The sequence below is a fragment of the Myxococcales bacterium genome, from assembly GCA_022184915.1.
Lineage (GTDB): Bacteria > Myxococcota_A > Polyangia > Fen-1088 > Fen-1088 > JAGTJU01.
This window is the reverse complement of the sequence record JAGTJU010000006.1, coordinates 131,582-150,675: the sequence shown is the minus strand read 5'-3', so window position 1 is coordinate 150,675 and position 19,094 is coordinate 131,582. Positions and strand designations below refer to the sequence as shown.

Here is a 19,094-nt window from a genome sequence, read left to right as displayed (position 1 = left end):
GAGGCGCCGTGCTCGAACCAAACCGCACATGGCGAAGGGTCGCTACAGGATCAGCCGCAAGATCGCCGATGGCGGCATGGCGGAGATTTACGCCGGCACGCAGCACGGGGTCGAGGGCTTCGAGCGCCCGGTGGTGCTCAAGCGCATCTTGCCCACGCTGCTCGTCGAGCCGCAGTTCAAAAACCTCATGATCGACGAGGCCCACGTGGCCATGTCGCTGACCCATACGAACATCGTCCAGGTGCTGGACCTCGGACAGGCCAAGGGCCACTACTACCTGGTCCTCGAATTGGTCGATGGGTGGGACCTCAACCAGATCCTGAACCGAGTCAAGGCCCTCCCCGGTTTCGAGCTTTCGCCCACGCTCGCGCTTTTCATCGTGGGCGAGGTCTGCCGGGCGCTGGCCTACGCACACAGCCGCACGCGCGGGGGCAAGCCGATGGGCATCGTTCACCGGGACGTCAGCCCCCACAACGTGCTCGTCAGCGCCGAGGGCGAGGTCAAGCTCACCGATTTCGGCATCGCCAAGGCGATGACCAAGCGGGAAAACACGGTCCAGGGAGTCATCAAGGGGAAACTGGCCTTCATGTCTCCGGAGCAGGCCTCGGGCACGGCCATCGACGCCCGCAGCGATCTCTTCTCCATCGGGACGCTCCTCTACCTGATGTTCACGGGCAAGCGCCCCTTCGAGGCCCCGACGGACCTCGAGTCGATTCTCCGCGTCCAAAAGGCCGACTTTCCTCCCCCTGAACGAATCAACCCGCGGATCGCCCCCGAGGTGGCGGCGCTCATCCAGCGCGCCATGAAGCTCGACCCCGCTTTACGGTTTCAGACCGCCGATGCCATGCTGGAGGTCATCGAAGACGTGCAGAGGCAGGTGTTCGGCGCGTCGGGGAAGACCGAGCTCAAGCGGTGGCTTGCCGACCTTGAAACCCGTGATCACGTTCCCTCGATCGGAAGGCTGCCGCCTCCCACCCACAGCCCCGACGACACGATGGAGCTGGGCGATCAAGACATCGAGTTCGAGGCCTCGACGATGGGGGCGTTGCCCGAGTCTGTGGCGCTCGGAGCGACCCTGGCCTCGTCTCAGTCAGCCTCGCGGTCGGCGCCTCCGCCCGCCCCGGGCGCCTCCGCGATACCCGAAAGCATGGCTTTCGCCCCGACGGGCCAAACCGCCGGGACACAGCGCCTCTCATCGCAACCCCCGTCGCTCGCCCCAACGCCTTCGTCACAGCGTAGCTCTCGCCGGATGTTTGGCACTCTGGGCCTCCTGACCTCGATCGGCATCGCCATCGGCCTGCTGGTCCGTCGCGACGAGACATCCCCTCCCGACGTGGGGGGCAGCGAACACGGACGGGCGACCAACGTGCCGTTCGTGCCGACCCCGGCCCCGCAAGGCGTAGGGCTCCTGGGACGCGCAGAGAGCTACGGTGATGTAGACGAGGGTGCAGCGCCGTCGGCGTCCGCAGACGCCGCTGCACCCGACACAAGCCCGTCCGGGCAGGTACCGGCGGCAACGTCTGACCAAGACCCGGACCAAGACGAATCGGACAACGAAGAGAGCTTGCTCGCACAGGCCGAGAAAGACCTCGCGGACAAGGTCATCGGTGACGACCCCGAGGACGCGGTCCTTTTGCCCACCCGCAAGGCGCCAACCACGCCCTCCAAAGCGGGAAAGCCGAACGCTGCGCCGAAACCAGCCCCGATCGTTTCGGTGAAGGTGGCCTCACGCCCTTCAGGGGCCGTGGTGAAGCTCAAGCGGCGCGTATTTGGCCGTGCGCCCATGAGTTTGAGGTTCAAAGCAGGCATCACCTACGAGCTCACCTTCATCAAGCAGGGCTATTTGCCCGCCAAGAAGCGCTTCACGGTTTCGGCCCGGAAGAATCAATCCGTGTCGGTCGCCTTGCGAAAGCGGCCACCACCCAAAAAGCAGAAAAACTTCATTCAGCGCATGCTGGGACTGTGATTCGGCCAACCAGCAGGCGCGCCCCCTCGTCCTCGAAGACGGGGGGCATCTGTGCGACGCGAGTGCTAGTCCCCGCCGGGGTTGTAGAAGCCCGGCAACCGGGGGCCGCGTTCGCGGTCTCGATCGCGATCGCGACCACGATGACCGCGGTCCCGAGGGTTCCGGCGCTCGCGACGCTGTTGCTTGTTGCCTCGCTCTTTCTTTTTTCGCCGACGACGCCCATGACGGCCTTCGTCCTGGCCGCCCCCACTCGAGGCTTTTTTGGGGCTGTGCCCGTTGACCACGGGCTTGGCCACCAAGACGGGCAGCGACACCGGCTCTGGAACCAGCCACTCCGTGAAGGGCCGCAACGCTGCGTCCCTCACGGAAGCCCAGGCGCCGTCGAAGTCATCGGGGGCCAACCCCGCAGCGGCGGACACGCCGTCATCGAGCGCTTCCGGAACCGTCTGCATCAGCGGAGCTTCAGGCTGGTCACCCGGCGATAGTTCAGAAGACCAGAGGTCAGTCTCCCCTTCGACGATGGCTTCTCCTGGCAGCGGGCTTGCCGCTGCGTCGACCGCCCACAGCGCCTCGTCGACATACGACTCGCTTTCGGCAGCCCGGGGCACAGGGACGGACGGCAAAGGCGGAAGAGGCTCGGGAATGGCCACCTGAAAGGTGCGCTCGGGCACGATCACCACGGGCGCGACGGTTCCCCCCTTCTTCTTCTTGCGCTTGCGCTTCTTCCCCTTGAAGTCAGTGGCGTCGTGCAGGCTCGTACGGCCATCGGCGTCGCCCGGGTCGAAGAGTTCGCTGTCGAGCCCCGCACACGCGTCGCAAAATCCGCAGCGCTGTCCGGCGGGCTCGCCGAAGTATTCCCGCAACATCTGCACGCGGCAGCTGTTCGCGTTCATGTAGGCGAGCATGTCGGCCAGCCGGCGCCGATCGGAGATTCGGCGCGCCTCGAACACGCTCGCCGATTTGTCGATGTCTTCCCGCGCGGGGCGCGGATTTACACCTTGCCACTTCGAGGCCTTGACCTCTTCGGCCACGCCCATGCCCTCGAGCACCGACAGCACCACGCGCACCCGTCGCTCAGGCAAGGCGAGCGACATGGCCAGATCTCGGACGGAGACCTCTTTGCCCTCATCGCTCCAGGCATAAAGGCCATGGGCCACTTTTTGGGCCTGGCTCTTCGTGGGGTGTGCTTCCTTGAGGAAGTACTCTTGAATGTCTATGTCTTCAGGCTGGAAGAGCAGAATGCAGCGGGCAAGCTTGCCGTCACGACCCGCCCGCCCAGCCTCCTGCACGTAGGCCTCGGGTGACCCCGGCATCTGGTAGTGGATGATGTAACGGATGTCGGGCTTGTCGATGCCGAGACCAAAGGCGTTCGTGGCGATCATCACGACCTTGCGGCCATGCTGCATGAACGACGCTTGCGCCCTTTCGCGTTCACCCGCCGTCATCTTGCCGTGGTAGCGCTCGACGGGGACCTTCCCCGCCTTGAGAGCGATGAAGAGATCGTCCACGGCGCGGGTGGTGGCGCAATAGATGATGCCCGGACGCCGGAGGCGTTGAATCATCTTGCCGAGCAGACGGAGCTTGTCCGCCTCGCCGGCCACTTTGCGAACGTCGAAGGCCAAGTTCGGCCGATGGAAGGACACACGGAAGACCTCCGAGTCCTTCATCCCGAGTTGCACCAGGACGTCATCGGCGATGGCCGGTGTAGCCGTGGCGGTAAGGGCCAGAATGGGGGGCCGACCGAGCACCTGGGCGGCCCGACGCAGTCCCAGATAGGACGGGCGGAAGTCGTGGCCCCACTGGGACACACAGTGGGCCTCGTCCACGGCGAACAGACTGAACTTGACGCCGGCCAGCTGCTCCTGAATGGCTGGCGATCCCACGGACTCGGGGGTAATCAAGATCAACTTGATCTTCCCTTCGCGGACCGCCTCGAGGTCGGCGTTGCGTTCCTTGACGGTTCGGCTCGAATCGATGCGCGCCACCGGTACGCCGAGCTTCACGAGCTTGGTGTACTGGTCCTCGATGAGAGCCAACAAGGGAGAGACCACCAAAGTGGGGCCGTCGAGTACCAGCGAGGGCAGCTGGTAGGTGAGCGACTTGCCCGACCCCGTTGGCATGACGGCCAGGGTGTCTCGGCCTGCCAAAACTGACTCGATGATCTTGGCCTGGCCCGGCCGTAGCGCCTGGATCTTGAAGACCTCACGGAGCTGGACCAGCGCCTTCTCGAGGGCCGGCGAGGGAACGTGCTCCTCCTCCGGTGCTGCGGAGACCAACAGCCCTGGGTGAACCACCATGGCCGGTGGCTCGGAGAAGTCTGATTCTTCTTCTTCCTCCTCGCTCAGACGGATGACGATTGTGGGCTCGTCGTCGTCCTCATCGTCGTCGTCGTCGTCGTCCTCTTCCTCATCATCCTCGTCGTCGTCCTCCTCTTCCCCGTCGTCGTCCCCGTCCTCGTCGTCCTCGTCGTCGTCAGAGTCGTCGTCGTCCCCGTCCTCGTCGTCAGAATCGTCGTCGTCCCCGTCCTCGTCGTCAGAATCGTCGTCGTCATACGAGTCATCGTCCGATTCGTCCTCGGAGCCCAGGGAGAGGGCCTCTTCAGCGTCTTCTTCGTCTCGAGGGTCGCGGGTGGACTGGGGGGTTATCGTTGCAGGCGAGACCTCGTCGTCCGAGGCCTCCCAACGTGCGTCGCTACTCAGGATGAACTCCTATGATTCAAATCTCGCCGTGTGGCTCCGCCCCCTGCCCTTGCCGCAACCCAACTGCCCTGGCAGACAAGTGCCGCGAGCCTCGCTGAACCGCCGGCTCGGTACGCATGGGGCGGAACCGAGCCCGCTTTTGCGGGTTTGCATGGCCAAGGTAGCACACATGTGCAAGCCGCACACAAGAAGTTTCAGACGGCCGTCAGGATTGTCGGAGATCGACCCGTCGGCACACCGCGTGCAGGAGGCCCTACGCATGACCAGCTGCCCCGCCAACGATCTCTCCCTGTCCCTGCTGCCAGCCTCCGAGCGCCCTCGCGAGCGGCTCCAGGCCATGGGTCCGGGCGCCCTCTCGGATACGGAACTGCTGACGATTCTCGTCGGGAGCGGCACGGCCGGCGCCAGCGCTCCCGCCGTCGCGCAAGGGCTCCTGGCCGCTTTCGGTGGGCTTTTTGGTGTCGCCGGCGCCCTTCCTTCCGAGCTTCAGAACGCCCCCGGCATCGGCGAGGCGCGTGCGTGTGTGCTCCAGGCGGCGTTCGAGCTCGGCCGCAGAGTGTCTGGAAAGCGGCCTTGTCGAGGGCGCCCGCTCGGACGGGCCTCCGATGTCTGGACACATCTACGCGCCCGGCTGGCGCTGCTCCCCGTGGAGGAGTTCTGGGCTTTGGGCCTCGACGTGCGCAACCGGGTGCAAATCGAGCTCTGCGTCGCCCGCGGCTCCCTGACGGGGGTGGAAGTGCATCCGCGCGACGTCTTTCGCCCCCTCATTCGCGCCGCGGTCGCCTCGGTGATCTTTTGCCACAATCACCCCTCCGGCGATCCCTCGCCGTCCCGGCAAGACATCGAACTCACCGACCGCCTCCGCAAAGTGGGTGAGCTCTGCGGAATCTCCGTACTGGACCACGTCGTGGTCGCCTCGGAGGGATTCACCAGCTTCGCCGAACGAGGCTGGGCATGAGGGCCCGCAGCTAGAAATCGTGCCCCTCGGCTTTTTTCGTGCCGCCACCTGGCTACAATGCCCCGCATGCGAATCGTTGCCTCGACGCTGCTGGTAGCCGCCACGCTGGGCTTCGGCCGGCAGGCGTACGCCACCTGGCCGGACTACATCGGCACGCGGGCCGTGGGCATGGGCGGAGCCCTGCGTGCCGCGGCCACCGGCGACGCTGGGCCCATGCTCAACCCCTCGGGCATGGCGCTCGCGCGCGCCTATGCGGTGGAAGCGGGCTACCAGCTGACGTCGGATCCCTCCTCCCACCGGCCCCACCTTTCCGTCGTCGATTCCACCTCGGCCACCGGCATCGCCGCAGGCTTGCATTACACCTACGTGAGCGCCAAGCCTGGGAACGCGAAGCTCACGGGCCACGAAGCGGGCCTGGCGGTCTCGATCCCCTTCGGAGGCCGCGTCTTCCTCGGCGGGCAGGCGAAGTACTATCGGCTCTGGAGCGCTTCGACGCTCGCACCTCCGGAAGGCCAACCCGATCTCCCCGAAGAGACAACCAGGGGATTCACCTTCGACCTGGGCGCGACCATAAGGGTGCTCGAGGCGCTCAACTTCGCCGTGGTGGGATACAACCTCGCCGATCTCGACAGCGCCCTGGCCCCGGTGGCGCTGGGCACGGGGGCAGCCTACGCGCCTCTGGCGAAGGTCACCCTCGCCTTTGACACGGTGTTCGACTTCACGACGTACGACGACACGCGCGAGACCCTGACCTCCCTCATGGGAGGGGTCGAGTACCTGACGGACGGCGGCGTCGCGGTTCGCGTGGGGGGCGGGCGCAATGGCCCGCGAGAGGCTGGCTATGTCTCTGCGGGCGCGTCTGCGATCTCGGAACTGGGGGCGGTCGACGTGGGTATCTCCCGTGATCTTTCGGGTGACCCGAAGTTGACGGTGTTCGTCATCAGCGCGCGGCTCTTCGCCGCCACCGGCGCCGTCGACCCGGGTTGAGCCAAAAGGGCCGGGCGGCGGCGCATGGGTATCTCCCCACTTCGTTCGAGATCCGGGAACCTCTTTCTTCCTGCGGTGTCTACTCCCGCGTGGAGGCCGCTTTTCGACGCGTTCACCCTCGATGTCGGGCCGCCGAGATGAGCGTCTCCGAACGCCTCTTGTTGGCTCGCTTGCGAGAACGGGACGAAGAAGCCTTTTCGCAGGTGGTTCGTCTCTACGGCGATCGCGTATTCAACCTGGTCGCACGCCTCGTGGGCAACCGCAGCGAGGCAGAAGACATCGCGCAGGAGGTGTTCGTCACGGTGTTCAAGAGCATCGAGACTTTCCGTGGAGAGTCGAAGTTTTCGACGTGGCTGCTGCGCATAGCGGCCAACCACGCGAAAAATCGCATCAAGTACCTTGCCCGACGTCCCGGCGTCGGCGGCGAGCAAGCCGACGACGAGCTGCCCTCGAATCAGCCCCGTTCCCTTCAGGCGCACGTGGCCTCACCCGACGCCCTGATGGAGGCGGCCGAGCTGGGATCCTTGCTCGAGCGCGCCATTGCCGAGCTCGATGAGGAGCACCGTCTGCTGCTGGTTCTGCGTGACGTGGAGGAGCTAGCGTACGAGGAGATCTGCGAGATTACAGGCCTGCCCGAGGGTACGGTGAAGTCGCGCTTGCACCGCGCTCGCTTGACGCTCAAGGCCCTCATCGAACGGCATACGAAATGACTGCGCACGATTGTGACCGTACCCAGGCACGCCTCTCGTCCCTGCTCGACGACGAGCTGTCAGAAGACGAACGTCAATCACTCCTGGCAGACGTACAGGCCTGCAGCCGCTGCCAGCAGGCCTTCAACGCCCTTCAGACCACCGTGGGTCAACTCAGCCGCTTGCGCCAACCGGCGCCCCCGACCTTCCTCAGCGACATTCAGTCACAGATTCGCACGCGGTCTCGCGGCCGCTTTTTCGGCCGCAAGCGCAAACTTCTGTTCGGCCGCGTGCCCTTCGAATGGATCTCGCTGGTGATGATCGTGACGATGCTGGTCTACTACATCGTGACGATGCAGAGCAGCCCGACCGAAGTGACCCCAGCGCCCTGAAGCTTCAGGACTTCGATCCGGCCTTCGCCTGCGCGAGCAGGGCCGAAGACGCAGGCAGCTCCATCTGCTGCGTACGCTTTGGCCGTATTGCAGGCAGTTCGGTGGCCCGCACCCGCTCGAGAGCCCTCAAGGCCTCGATGACCTTGTCCTCGGGAAGAAAGAATTCGTCGTGATCGGTAGAGACCACCACCCCGTCCTCGGGCACAGGTCGCCGAATGAAGCCTCCCTCGACGCCCACCAACATCTGCTCACCCCTCAAAACTGCGCGCAATTTGATCGACTGGGTCATGCCATTTACCCCGTGATGTTTCACGGAAGCCTACCAGCGCCGATCTCCAGAAAAAGTTTTCTGCTGCGAAAACCTTCCCGCCGCCACGCCCACCTGAACGTGCGACCAGGCGCTCAGTCGACGTAAGCGCACAGCACCTTCAGGTACTGACCTTCAGGGAAGGCCGGGGGAAGCGGGTGATCAGCCCCCGGCCCAAGACGCTCGAGCAGGGTCACACGCCGACCTGCAGCCTTTCCCGCCGCAGCGACAATGCGCTCGAGATCATCGCCCGACACGTTCTGCGAACACGAGCAGGACACCACGAGCGCCCCGGGCGCCGCAGCGCGAAGAGCCAGGGTGTTGAGACGCTCGTACCCCTTGCGTGCGGCTTCCAGATCCTTGCGCGCCCGCGCGAACTTGGGAGGGTCGACGATGATGAGATCGTAGGCCCCTGGCGTGGCCGCCTGCAAAAAGCGGAAGACGTCGGCTTCGACCGCCGTGACCGCGACCTGGTTGGCCGCGGCGTGGGCTTCGATGCGCGTCACGGCCCGCGGACTCGAATCCACGGCAGTCACCGAGGCGGCCTGGCCACGGGCGGCTTGCAACGCAAAACCTCCTGCGTAGGCGTAACAGTCGAGCACCCGGCGCCCCCGCGCCCACTGCCCCACCCTTTGGCGGGCCGGCCGCTGGTCGATGAACATCCCCGTCTTCTGGCCCACCAGCGGCTCGACCTCGAGCGCAATCCCATCTTCGCGACACGAGACGCTGGTGTGCGAGGGGCCGCGCGCGACGCCCGCCACACTCACGAAGCCCTCGAGCTCTGCGTAGCTGCCGGCTGCGACCTGGTAGATCGCCTCGGGCGCCAGCGTCTGGGCGAGCGCCTCGAAAACCAACTCCCGGCGTTGCCAAAGACCAAGCGTGGTGATTTGTACCGCCACGGCTTTACCGTAAACGTCGACCACCAGCCCGGGTAGCTGATCGCCTTCGCTGTTGACCAGACGGTAAACGGTGGTGTCTTCGTTCGGCAGCCCGATGGCCGCACGACGGGACTGCGCCTCCTGCAGGCGGCGCACGAAAAAGGCCGCGTCGAGGGCCTCGTCGTCCCGCGTGAGTACGCGGACGGGGATCTGGGAGCGCGGGTTCCAAAGTCCCTGACCGATGAACCGGCCATCGCCGTCGACCAGCGACACGACGTCTCCCGGCTCCGGGGTGCCTTCGACCTTCTCGACGGCGTTGGCGTAGACCCAGGGATGACCAAACCACAGGGGGCGAGCCCGTCCCTTGCGCAAGATGACGCGGCCGTTGGGGTCGGCGGAGGGAGTCGGGGAGGCTTCGGTGTGGCTCATGGTGCCGCCCCCGCTTACCCGATGCCGCAGGTGAACGCAAACCCTGCCGCACGTTCAAAGCTGCGCCCTGGTTGAGATCCGGTCGACGATTGACTAGCTTAACGCGCACGTGTCGCCTTTGATGCCTTCGGCCCTGCTGCAAGTGGCGGTGCTCCTCGCCCAGGCCGAAGCGCTGGCGCCCGGCCCTTCGGCGGCGCAGACACCGCCCCCGCCCCCGCCCGTCTGGACCGAGGCCGCCGTGCGCCTCACCTACCGCCCCGCGCCGGCTTCCGACGAAGCAGGCCCTGCCCTTGGCTTTGGCTTCGGCTTTGGGCTCGGGATGCGCTACGGGCTGCCCTGCGGACACTTTGAATTCGGGACCGCCCTCGACTTCGGGTACGCCCATCACCAACGCGAGGTGGTGGGGGTGCGTGTACTCCCGAACGGAACGGAAGAATCCTTCGAGGGGCAGAGGGAGATTACAGAAAACACCTTTGGCGTGCTTCAGGTTGCGACCCTCCTGGCAGGACGCTGGCGCCCCTGGGGGGGGCTGGGCGGTGGCTTGGCCGTGGGCTTCTTCGACTCCCCAGAGCGATCGTTCCGGCCAGGCTCGGACCGCGCCTACCGCGCCTACGGACACGCCGCGATTGGTTTACAGTTCGTGGTGCAAGGCCAAACCTACCTCAACCTCAGGCTCGACCATCAAGGCATGCTGGGCGACGCCGCTTTCGCGACCAGCGACGGGCAAAGCCGCAGGGTGTTCGGAGACCTGGTGATGGCTGGGATTTCGTTGGGCAGTCGGTTGCCATGACGGATTCCGCGCCTTCCCCTTCCCCGATCGAAGCTCTGCTCACCCGGCGCCTGCTGGTGGTCTCGGGCAAAGGTGGCGTGGGCCGAACCACCGTGGCGGCGGCGCTGGCGTTCGCGGCCGCCGCGCGAGGCAAACGCGTGCTCGTGGCCGAAACACTGGGGCAGGGTCGGCTGGGGCGCCTGCTCGGAACCCGCGAGCCCCTCGGCAGCGCCATTCAGACGATCGATGAGCACATCGATGCCGTCAACATGAACCCCACGGACGCTCTACGAGAGTACGGCCTTTTGACTTTGCGCATCGAAGCGCTCTACAAGGTGGTGTTCGAGAACCGCCCCGTGCGCGCGTTCCTGGCGGCCGTCCCCGGCTTGTACGCCTACTCGATGCTCGGTAAAGCCTGGTACCACACGACCGAGAGCCGAGGAGCTCGTCCTCGCTATGACCTCGTGATTCTCGACGGGCCTGCTTCTGGCCACGCGCTAACCATGCTCAAAATTCCCGGCTCCCTCGTGACGGCCATGCCGAAAGGGCCGCTCACGCAGGACGCGCAGAGCATTTTCGACCTGCTGCATGACCCTGCGCGTGCGGCCATGCTCGTGGTCACCTTGGCGGAGGAGCTGCCCGCCCGTGAAGCCCTCGAGTTGGTAGTATCGATGCGCGGGCAAGGCCTACCCATGGGGCCGCTCGTGGTCAATGCCGTGCCCGATGCCTCCTGGGCGGCACCCGAACTCACGCAGGTCCTGGACGCCGCAGGGGAGCCCGCCTCGGACCCCGCCCTCGAGAGCACCTTGGCCGGCGTGCGCGCGTTGGCTTCACGACGCAAGGACGCCGAGCCCATCCTGCAACGGCTGACACAGGCCGTTGGCCTTCCCCTCGTCACCTTGCCCCGGCTCTTTGCGGAGTCCATGGGACCTGCGGAAACGCGAGCGCTTGCCGAAGCGCTCTAACTCACCCCGCAGATGAGCGCCGCTCGGCGCGGCGCTCGTTCCGCCGCATTCACAAGACGGGAACGGTGAGGCACTCGATCGAGGTTTCCATCCTGAAGTTCGAGGCCTTGGTGTGGCGCTCGGCATGGAAGACGTCGAAGGTGTACGTCTTGCCCACCTCGATGCCGAGGTCCCGTGCCCGCGTGTCGAAGTCGATGGTGGCTGTTTCGACTCCGTGCACGCCACCCAAGTCCAGGGCCAACTTGCCGTTGACGAAAACCCAAACGTCGTCGTCACCCCGGAACTTGAACTTCTCCCCACCGCGGTACTTGAAGCCGCCGCGGATCTCGGTCGTGAAGTGATAGTTGTGGATTCGTTTCTGGTTGCCGAAACCCTTGTCATCCAGGGGAAAGAACGAATCGTTGTCGTAGACAAAAACGCCCGCGGAGGTCTGCTGCAGCGGCAAGGGAACCTCGAAACGTTCGTTGACGCCCGGAATGTCTCGGTACCACTGCGAGAAGGTCTGCTGACTCGTGATGCGTGTAGCCCCATTGTGGGCGTAGGCTGGCTTGCCATCGGCATCCAAGGAGGTCTTCACGAGCCCCTGCAAGAGGCCCAGGTTGTACTCCCCCCGCTCGAAATCCTCGTGCGTGTCGGACATGTCCCTTACGATGGCCACCAGTTGGCCGCAATCATCGGAAGTCTCCTGGCCACCGTTGCCCCCCCCACCTTCGAGTTTGTCGGGAAAGTCGATACCGAAATCCGCCGAACCGCCGCGGCCGCCCCTGACGGACGGCGACGAGTTCCCTGCGCCCGCGCTTCCACCGAGTCCGTTGCCCCCGACCCCGGACCCCTCACCGCGTTCGGCCCCGCAGCCGCTCGCAACGGCAAACGCGAGGGTCAACACGGCCCAACGACCCGCAACGACGTGCATCTGCATATGAACTTCCTTGCTGATGGAATGTGTCCGCTGCCCGTTCGGTTGAACGTGGAGGCATCTCGCCCGGACCATCAAAAAACCCTCTTAGTCTATCTCAGATTTTTTCAGAGAGGGTACCAATGCGCGCTGAAACCTTTCGGTGATCTATCGCACACTCTTCCCTTTTCGCTCGCACCTCCACCCAGGCTTCGCTCAACTCCATGTACACCCCACGACGACAAGCTTCCCCCTACCTGCTCATTGCGATGGCCACCGCGGGGCTCTTCGCCTGCGCTCACGTACCCCCACAGCAGACGCCGGCAGCCCCAGATGAGGCACCGACCGGGCTGCCAGCTCAGGCGTTGCCGCCGCTCCCTCTCGATCCCGCCGTGGACAAAGGGACTCTTGCCAACGGGCTGACCTACTACGTGCGCGAGAATGCGCGCCCGGACAAGCGCGCCGCGCTGCGCCTCGTCGTCAACGCAGGCTCGGTGCTGGAAGACGACGACCAACGTGGACTTGCCCACCTCATCGAGCACATGGCCTTCAACGGGACCCGCTTGTTCGAGAAGCAGGAGATTGTGAACACCCTCGAGAAAGCAGGGGTGAAGTTTGGCCAGCACACCAATGCCTACACGGGATTCGACGAAACCGTCTACATGCTGGAGGTGCCCACAGACGACCCCGCCCTGCTGGAACAGGGCCTGCTCATCCTCCAACAGTTCGCCAGCGCCGTGACCTTCGACCCCGTGGAGCTCGACAAGGAGCGAGGCGTGGTGGTGGAGGAGTGGCGCATGGGTCGCGGGGCCGAGACCCGTGTGATGGACCAACAGCTCCCCGTGCTGTTCAAAGGTAGCCGCTATGCCAACCGACTCCCGATCGGCGACAAGAAGGTTTTGGAGACGGCTTCCCTCGCCACGGTCAAGCGCTTCTACGAAGACTGGTACCGCCCAGAGTTGATGTCGGTGGTGGCTGTGGGCGATTTCGATGGTGCAAAGGTCAAGGCGCTCATCGAGAAGCTCTTCACGCCGCTCACGAACCCAAACCCGCCCCGGCCCCGCCCCTCTTTTCCCGTGCCGGCACACGATGAGCCCCGGGTCAGTGTGGTGACCGACAAGGAGCTGGCCCAGAGCACACTGAGCGTGGTCCACACCATGCCCGCGCGGGGCAAGGCGACACGCGAAGACTACCGCCGCATGGTGCTGGAAAGCCTCTTTCACGACATGATGAACGCGCGGCTCGCCGAGCTGACGAAGACGGCGGAGCCCCCGTTTTTGGCGGCGTTCTCGGGAACGGAACGCCTCGTGCGTGCCAGCGACGTGTTTGTCCAGATGGCCATCGTGGACCCGGCCAAGAGCACCGAAGCGCTGGCTGCGCTGGCTCGCGAAACGGAGCGGGTGGACAAGCACGGCTTCACCCCCACCGAACTCTCGCGGGCGCAAGCGAGTCTGTTGCGAGCCCTGCAAAGCCTGACGGAGGAAAAAACGAAGACCCTCTCATCACGGCTTGCCGACGAGATGGTGCGCAACGCCCTGACGGGCGAGGCCATGCCGGGCATCGAGGCTGAGCTGGCCTTGCACGAAGAGATCTTGCCGACGGTGACCTTGGACGAGCTCAATCGGATGGCCCGGGCGGGAGCCACGCGCAACCGCGTGCTCTTGCTTTCTGCGCCCGCGGGCACAGCGTTGCCCGAAGCCGCCACGCTGCTGACCACCTTCGCCGCGGTGGAGCACGAGCCCCTCGCACCGTTCGTGGACCGCGTGGCGCAGGGCCCCCTGTTGCCGCACGCACCCCTGCCCGGCCGCATCGTCGACGAGGCGTCGATCGGGGAGCTGGACGTCACCGCTTGGACGCTCTCGAACGGCGCCCGCGTCCTGTGGAAAAAAACGATGTTCAAGAACGACGAAGTGTTGTTCACGGCACTGAGCCCGGGTGGGCATTCCCGAGTGAACGATGTCGATTATTCCACGGCGCTTTACGCCGACGGCGTTGTCGAACAGGGCGGTCTTGGGACCTTCGGGCCCGTCGAGCTCGAAAAGGCCCTGGCGGGAAAGATCGTTTCGGTGGGCCCCTACATCGGTGAGCTCGAGGAGGGCCTTTCGGGCCGCAGCGCCCCCCGCGACCTGCTGTCCCTCTTCGAGTTGATTCATCTTTCCTTTACGGCGCCACGGGTCGATGCCGACGCCTTTGCCGCCTGGAAGACCCAGCAGCGAACCGCCCTCGCACACCGTTCCGCCGATCCAGGAGCAGCCTTCGCCGACGCGCTCACGGAATTGCTACATGGCCGGCACCCACGCCGGCGCCCGCCCAGTCTGGAACGTCTCGAGCGGGTGGATATGGAGCGCGCGCTGGCGCTCTACAGAGAGCGATTTTCCGATGCCAGCGGATTCACCTTCGTATTCGTCGGGAACCTGGATGAAGCGACCCTGCGCCCGTGGGTCGAGGCCTACCTTGCGTCCCTGCCCGCCACGCCGCTCCCGCGTCGTACCAGCGCCAAACCGAAAGAGACCTGGAAAGACGTGGGCGCCAAGCTGGCTACGGGCAGGCACGAGCTAGAGGTCCGGCGAGGCGTCGAGCCCAAAGCGGAAGTTGAACTTCTCTTCACGGGAAAAATGCCGTGGTCCCGGGAGGCAGAGCTGGATTTGGCCGCACTGGCCAGCGCGCTCGGCATCAAGCTGCGCGAGGTGGTTCGCGAAGAGCTTTCGGGCACCTACAGCATCAATGTGTCCCACAACCTGTCGCGCAGACCTCGCCAGGAGTACCAGATAGGCATCAGCTTCACCTGCGCGCCGGATCGGGTGGAGGCGCTCACCCAGGTGGTCCGGAGCGAACTCGAGGCCGTCCGCGTGCACGGCTTGAGCGAGGACTACGTCACCAAAGTCAAGATGGCCGCGCGCCGACAACACGAGCTGAATCTCCAGCAAAACGGGTTTTGGCTGCGCGTGCTCGCGGACGCCGCCCGCTTCGATGACGATCCCCGCATCGTCTTGTCTGCCCCCCTTCGCATCGAGACCCTCTCCACATCGCGGCTTCAAGCGATGGCCAAGAAGGTCTTCGATACGAGACATCACATGCGCGCGGTGCTTCGCCCGGAAGGCTCACGTTCCACGGCAGGAGCGGAAAACCGCGGGAAGGCGGCACCGCGGTCAGGCGCGCTCGAGAAAGAGCACGTGCTCACGACGCGGTGACCGGCCAAAGATGTCGCGCACGCGTTTGTCGTGGCTGGGGCGATCCTGCGACGCCCACGCCACGGGCCTCAAGCCCACGGCGGGGGCCTCCGCCCAGATGGCGGCTTGCGCGTTTTCGGGCTGCTCGGCCACCACCCCATCGCCCACGATCAGCAGAGCCGATCCCCCAGGGGCCAGAGCCGTCGCCATTTGGGACAGCCAGGCGCGGCGGCCCTCACGCCAAGGTCCGGGGGCGGCACCGAGTCCGTGCGACCGCGCCCCCACCTGCTTGGCCAACAGGGGCCGGGGATCGAGCCCTAGCCAGGCAAAGCGGCTCGCATGAATCGCGCCGTAGTCGTAAACGCCCGCGTAGGGCGGTGAGGTGAGCACCAGATTCACGGAGCCCTTGCGTACACCTCGCACGTCCCGGGCGTCGCCTTGACGAACCACGGGGGGTGTCGTGCCCGGCGGCACCGCGTCGGCCAGAGCGCCCAGCTGGCGAACGAGCTCTTGCACACGACGCCCGTAAAAACTCGAAGGTACGCCCCGGCCGATACGCTTGTCTTGGCCGTCCCGCGGGGCCGTAAGTCCCGTACGCATGAACTTCGTCAGCATGGACGAGAGGCACAGGCGCAAGGCCCTCACCACGGCGGCAGGGCCATCGTAAGCGAACACGAGCGCCCGGAGGCCATAAAGCTCGAGGAAAACATGAGGAAAGAACTGGGCGTGTTCACGTCGCGCCCAGGCAGAGATCGCGGGCAGCTTGACGCGACGTCGGGCGCGATCTTCGGATTCTTCCGCAAGCCGTGTCCCCACGGTGAGCAAAAGGCCTCGCTCCTCCTTGGACAGCAAGGTAGTACGGGTCTCGGAGATCGCAACGGCCAGAGGGCTCGCGTCGGAGCCCAGGGCCTTACGCCCCTGGGCAAAGGCCTCGACCAGGACCGTCCCGCTGCCGCAGAAAGGATCGAGGATCGTGTGGCCCGGCTTCGACCAGGTGGCCACGGCCTGGCGCACGAGCGAGGGCGGAAGGCGGGCCGCGTAGGGATGGAACCCGTGCGTGAGGGCGCGGTTCCAGTCTGCGTCCAGCGCAAACAGCGCCCGCAGGGGCGCCTCGAACATCCGTTCGCCGCCCGTGAACACCGGACCTTCCCAGGTGGAAAACGCTCGCCGCTCCGGTCCTGGCCGGTTCGTGGCGTCGTCGTACGGATCGAAGGCAAAATCGTCGAAGGATGGCGAATCGAACGTGCGGTGACGAACCCCGTGGGGGCCCGACAAAAAGCGGTCGCGCCCGCGGGGCCGCTCGTCATCGTCGAGCGTCAGCGGCGGACGGGCCGGGCGCTCGGGGCGAGAACCCGCGGTGCGCTCGGGGCGAGAACCCGCGGTGCGCTCGGGGCGAGAGCCCGCGGTGCGCTCGGGACGAGAGCCCGCGGTGCGCTCGGGGCGCGCACGCGCTGGACCCGCGGGCGGTCGACGCGCCGGTTCGTCGCTCTCCTTCCGAGGTGACTTCGCACCCGGACGGGGCCGTGACGCAGGTGCCCGGCCCGCGGGTCGCTTTACCCGTTCCATCGCGAGGACTCGAACACGCCTTCCAGCAGGTTATCCACCTCGCTCACCATACGGCGAGCGGTGTCGGTGTCAATGGCCTGCAAAGCAGCTCGAATGTCCTGCAAGTTCCGAAGCTGCGAGAACAGCATCACGTCCGAGAGCGTCTCGCCACCGAGCAGAAGATTGCGGATGGCTCCCAGCTCCGCGAGCAAGGTGTCCAGATCGGCCACGCCCACGTCGAGACGTCGGGCCTCTGGATGCTCACGGTAGTGCCGCTCGAGCACGGGTTCCACGATCTCGGCCAGCAAGGGAACCTGATCCACGCTGTTCCAGACGTGCTTGAGAATGAAAAAGTCGCTTTCATCCACCGTCCCGCGGCCGTCCATCAGTGCATTCGCCACGAAGAGCTTGAGAAGCTTGACGACACGTCGATCGGAGATGGACACCCCTTCGGCCCGCATCTGCGAGATCAAGGCCTTATAGCGCACGAGAAAATCGTCCGGGAACCGGAGCACGGCATCCATGCGCCCCTGCAAAGCCCGAATCTCGTCGAGGTGCACGAGTGGGCGCACGAGCGCGTCGGCGCCCGAGCTCTCGGCGATTTCGTTACGGATGCCACGCTCGACGAGCGACTGAAAGTGGAAGCTGTCGAGGTTATCCGCCACCGCACGAATCAAAAAACGGTCGAAGAGTGCCCCCAAGGCATCGTCGTTCGGAACCTCGTTCGTGGCTCCAAAGAGCGAGCTCAGGGGAACCTTGCGCCGCTCGCTGCCCACGAAGAACCGGCGCTCGTTCAAGATCGAGAGCAGGGAGTTCAGGATGGCGGAATTGGCCTTGAAGATCTCGTCGAGGAAGACGATCTCGGCCTCGGGCAGCATAGCCTCGGTGCGACGGACGTAGGTGCCTTCGCGAAACGCCTTGATGTCGATCGGGCCGAAGATCTCGCTGGGCTCCGAAAAGCGCGTCAGCAGGTACTCGAAAAAACGTGCGTCGACCAGGCGAGAGAGGTGCCGCAGCAGCGCCGACTTGGCAGTCCCGGGAGGGCCCACGATCAGCATGTGCTCGCCCGCGACCAAGCAGACCAAGAGCAGCCGCACCACCTCGCCGCGACCCAAGAACCGCTCGTCGAGCACACGGGCCACCTCGCGAAGCTTGGCTCCGAGGCGAACGCCCTCGGCGCCCAAAGGAGCCCGGTTGTCGATCATCGAATGGGGGGCATTCATCGAGGTACTTTCCGACTATAGCCGATCAGGTGAGGGTTCCGCGCGCTCCAACCTGCGGCCCGGCGAGAAAGCCTGCAGGGCCTGTGCCACGGTGGCACGTGCGTCCTCGACATAGGTCTCGTGAAGGCGAGCGCGTTGCCGAAGCGCTGCCAAGCGAGCCGAAAACAGCGCGCGCAGGTCGCCCATCGGGCTGGCGACGAACGCGTCGGCAGGAAAGAGCAACCGGGGTTCCCGGCTGGCCTCGCAGAGCAAAGCAGCCAAGGCAGGACCGGCGTCCCCCGGGACGCGGGTCACCGTGGCGAGCCAATAGAGGTGCGCCAGGAACTGAATCCCGAAAGCAACGGCCTCCACCGTGGCTCCTGGCCGGCTGCCCTCGCGCAGCGTTCCGTGGCGAAACAGCGCCACCACGAGCGCCTCTGCGGAGGCTTCGAGCCCCTGTCCGATGAGGTGCGCGCCCACGGCCCGGGCCAGGGGGGCGAAACGCAAGATCTCGAGCAAGCGGTCCCAGGACAAAGGGGGATCCAGGCGACCTGGTTCGAGCGCTTCGAGCAGAGGGTTCGCCACGCACAACGCCTCCCACAAGCGGCGCGCGTCGTTGGGAACGCCCACGTCGCGCAGCCATCGTTTCTGCTGGTGCGCCACCTGCACCCGCCGCAGTTGTCGCCACAAGAGCACCCTCTTGGGCGGCTCGCGGCCCACGAACGTACGTGTACCCAGCCAGTTGCGCACCTCGTGCTCATGGCGCTCGAGCTCGGGAAGGCGGGCCAACAAGGTGTGTCGGTTCACGGCGGCCACGGGACCAAGGGGGGGCCCAAGACCAGCCAGCTCCGCAGAGTACTCGATGATGTGGTCCCTCACCCGCGCCGGGGCGGTGGCGAGTGCCGGGTGCCCGAGGGCGAGCAAGTTATGGACCGCCACCGTCAGTCGGAGGCTCGGCTCATCGAACGCCGGCGGCGCCAACCCAGGAAGAAGCCCCATACCGAGCCGCCGCCGAGACAAAGACAACAGCGCGCGATCCCGGGCCTCGTTTGCGGCGCGGGCACCGGGACGACGAGCAGGAACGATGGCGGTGCTTTCGGAGACCTCTGGAGCGCCTTCCCCTTCGGTCACGCGCAGATGCGCGGCGAGCTTGGCGAAGGTGCGAGGCCCGAAGGGGCGGGACACGTCCACCACGCCACCTTGGACGAGAGGGAGAACGAATTGGCCGATGAAGTTCTGCATG

16 protein-coding genes are annotated in these 19,094 nt (G+C 65.6%); 8 read left to right on the top strand and 8 right to left on the bottom strand.

The genetic code is table 11. From position 1 onward, the window contains the following. Window positions 1-28: 28 nt before the first annotated feature. The gene (locus tag KA712_21760; GenBank protein ID MCG5055593.1) at window positions 29-1,966 is read left to right on the top strand and encodes a protein kinase; all 1,938 of its coding nucleotides are present in this window, start codon (window positions 29-31) and stop codon (window positions 1,964-1,966) included. A 65-nt stretch (window positions 1,967-2,031) separates the two neighbouring features. Here the strand turns inward: KA712_21760 and KA712_21755 are convergent, their stop codons facing one another. Together KA712_21755 and KA712_21750 are read right to left on the bottom strand one after the other, a co-directional pair. Then, window positions 2,032-4,263, bottom strand: a complete 2,232-nt coding sequence (locus KA712_21755) for an ATP-dependent DNA helicase (GenBank protein ID MCG5055592.1) — start codon at window positions 4,261-4,263, stop codon at window positions 2,032-2,034. Window positions 4,264-4,307: 44 nt separating this feature from the next. Further along, window positions 4,308-4,517: a hypothetical protein gene (locus KA712_21750; protein MCG5055591.1), complete on the bottom strand. Its 210-nt coding sequence runs from the start codon at window positions 4,515-4,517 to the stop codon at window positions 4,308-4,310. Window positions 4,518-4,924: 407 nt separating this feature from the next. On the opposite strand from KA712_21750, the gene radC reads away from it, so the two are divergent. The 4 genes from radC to KA712_21730 all read left to right on the top strand — a co-directional run bounded on the left by radC (window position 4,925) and on the right by KA712_21730 (window position 7,691). Further along, a complete protein-coding gene (gene radC / locus KA712_21745; protein MCG5055590.1) occupies window positions 4,925-5,623 on the top strand; it encodes a DNA repair protein RadC in 699 nt (232 codons plus the stop codon). Window positions 5,624-5,689: 66 nt separating this feature from the next. Beyond that, on the top strand, window positions 5,690-6,610 hold the full coding sequence (locus tag KA712_21740) for a hypothetical protein (protein MCG5055589.1): 921 nt from the start codon (window positions 5,690-5,692) through the stop codon (window positions 6,608-6,610). Window positions 6,611-6,747: 137 nt separating this feature from the next. Next, window positions 6,748-7,320 (top strand): sigma-70 family RNA polymerase sigma factor, encoded by a 573-nt coding sequence (locus KA712_21735; protein ID MCG5055588.1) that lies wholly within the window; start codon window positions 6,748-6,750, stop codon window positions 7,318-7,320. Beyond that, window positions 7,317-7,691: a hypothetical protein gene (locus tag KA712_21730; protein MCG5055587.1), complete on the top strand. Its 375-nt coding sequence runs from the start codon at window positions 7,317-7,319 to the stop codon at window positions 7,689-7,691. Before KA712_21735 ends, KA712_21730 begins: the two co-directional genes overlap by 4 nt. A 4-nt stretch (window positions 7,692-7,695) precedes the next feature. Here KA712_21730 and KA712_21725 read toward each other — a convergent pair whose 3' ends face one another. Further along, complete coding sequence (locus KA712_21725; GenBank protein ID MCG5055586.1) at window positions 7,696-7,980, bottom strand: hypothetical protein; 285 nt, start codon at window positions 7,978-7,980, stop codon at window positions 7,696-7,698. 113 nt (window positions 7,981-8,093) lie between these two features. Next, window positions 8,094-9,305 (bottom strand): class I SAM-dependent rRNA methyltransferase, encoded by a 1,212-nt coding sequence (locus KA712_21720; GenBank protein MCG5055585.1) that lies wholly within the window; start codon window positions 9,303-9,305, stop codon window positions 8,094-8,096. A 109-nt stretch (window positions 9,306-9,414) separates the two neighbouring features. On the opposite strand from KA712_21720, the gene KA712_21715 reads away from it, so the two are divergent. Together KA712_21715 and KA712_21710 are read left to right on the top strand one after the other, a co-directional pair. Beyond that, window positions 9,415-10,095 (top strand): hypothetical protein, encoded by a 681-nt coding sequence (locus tag KA712_21715; protein MCG5055584.1) that lies wholly within the window; start codon window positions 9,415-9,417, stop codon window positions 10,093-10,095. Continuing rightward, window positions 10,092-11,039, top strand: a complete 948-nt coding sequence (locus tag KA712_21710; protein MCG5055583.1) for a P-loop NTPase — start codon at window positions 10,092-10,094, stop codon at window positions 11,037-11,039. Before KA712_21715 ends, KA712_21710 begins: the two co-directional genes overlap by 4 nt. 49 nt (window positions 11,040-11,088) lie before the next feature. Here KA712_21710 and KA712_21705 read toward each other — a convergent pair whose 3' ends face one another. Next, window positions 11,089-11,958, bottom strand: coding sequence for a fibro-slime domain-containing protein (locus tag KA712_21705; GenBank protein MCG5055582.1), 870 nt, complete (start codon window positions 11,956-11,958; stop codon window positions 11,089-11,091). Window positions 11,959-12,158: 200 nt separating this feature from the next. Between KA712_21705 and KA712_21700 the strand changes: the two genes are divergently transcribed. Further along, window positions 12,159-15,125, top strand: coding sequence for an insulinase family protein (locus KA712_21700; GenBank protein MCG5055581.1), 2,967 nt, complete (start codon window positions 12,159-12,161; stop codon window positions 15,123-15,125). Here KA712_21700 and KA712_21695 read toward each other — a convergent pair. The 3 genes from KA712_21695 to KA712_21685 are packed head-to-tail and all read right to left on the bottom strand — an operon-like array spanning window position 15,084 to window position 19,093. Beyond that, window positions 15,084-16,670, bottom strand: coding sequence for a hypothetical protein (locus tag KA712_21695; GenBank protein ID MCG5055580.1), 1,587 nt, complete (start codon window positions 16,668-16,670; stop codon window positions 15,084-15,086). The genes KA712_21700 and KA712_21695 overlap by 42 nt on opposite strands. Then, entirely contained in the window at window positions 16,658-17,854 is a 1,197-nt protein-coding gene (locus KA712_21690; protein MCG5055579.1) for an AAA family ATPase, read from the bottom strand. Before KA712_21690 ends, KA712_21695 begins: the two co-directional genes overlap by 13 nt. Window positions 17,855-17,887: 33 nt before the next feature. Continuing rightward, entirely contained in the window at window positions 17,888-19,093 is a 1,206-nt protein-coding gene (locus KA712_21685; GenBank protein MCG5055578.1) for a hypothetical protein, read from the bottom strand. Window position 19,094: the final 1 nt, after the last annotated feature.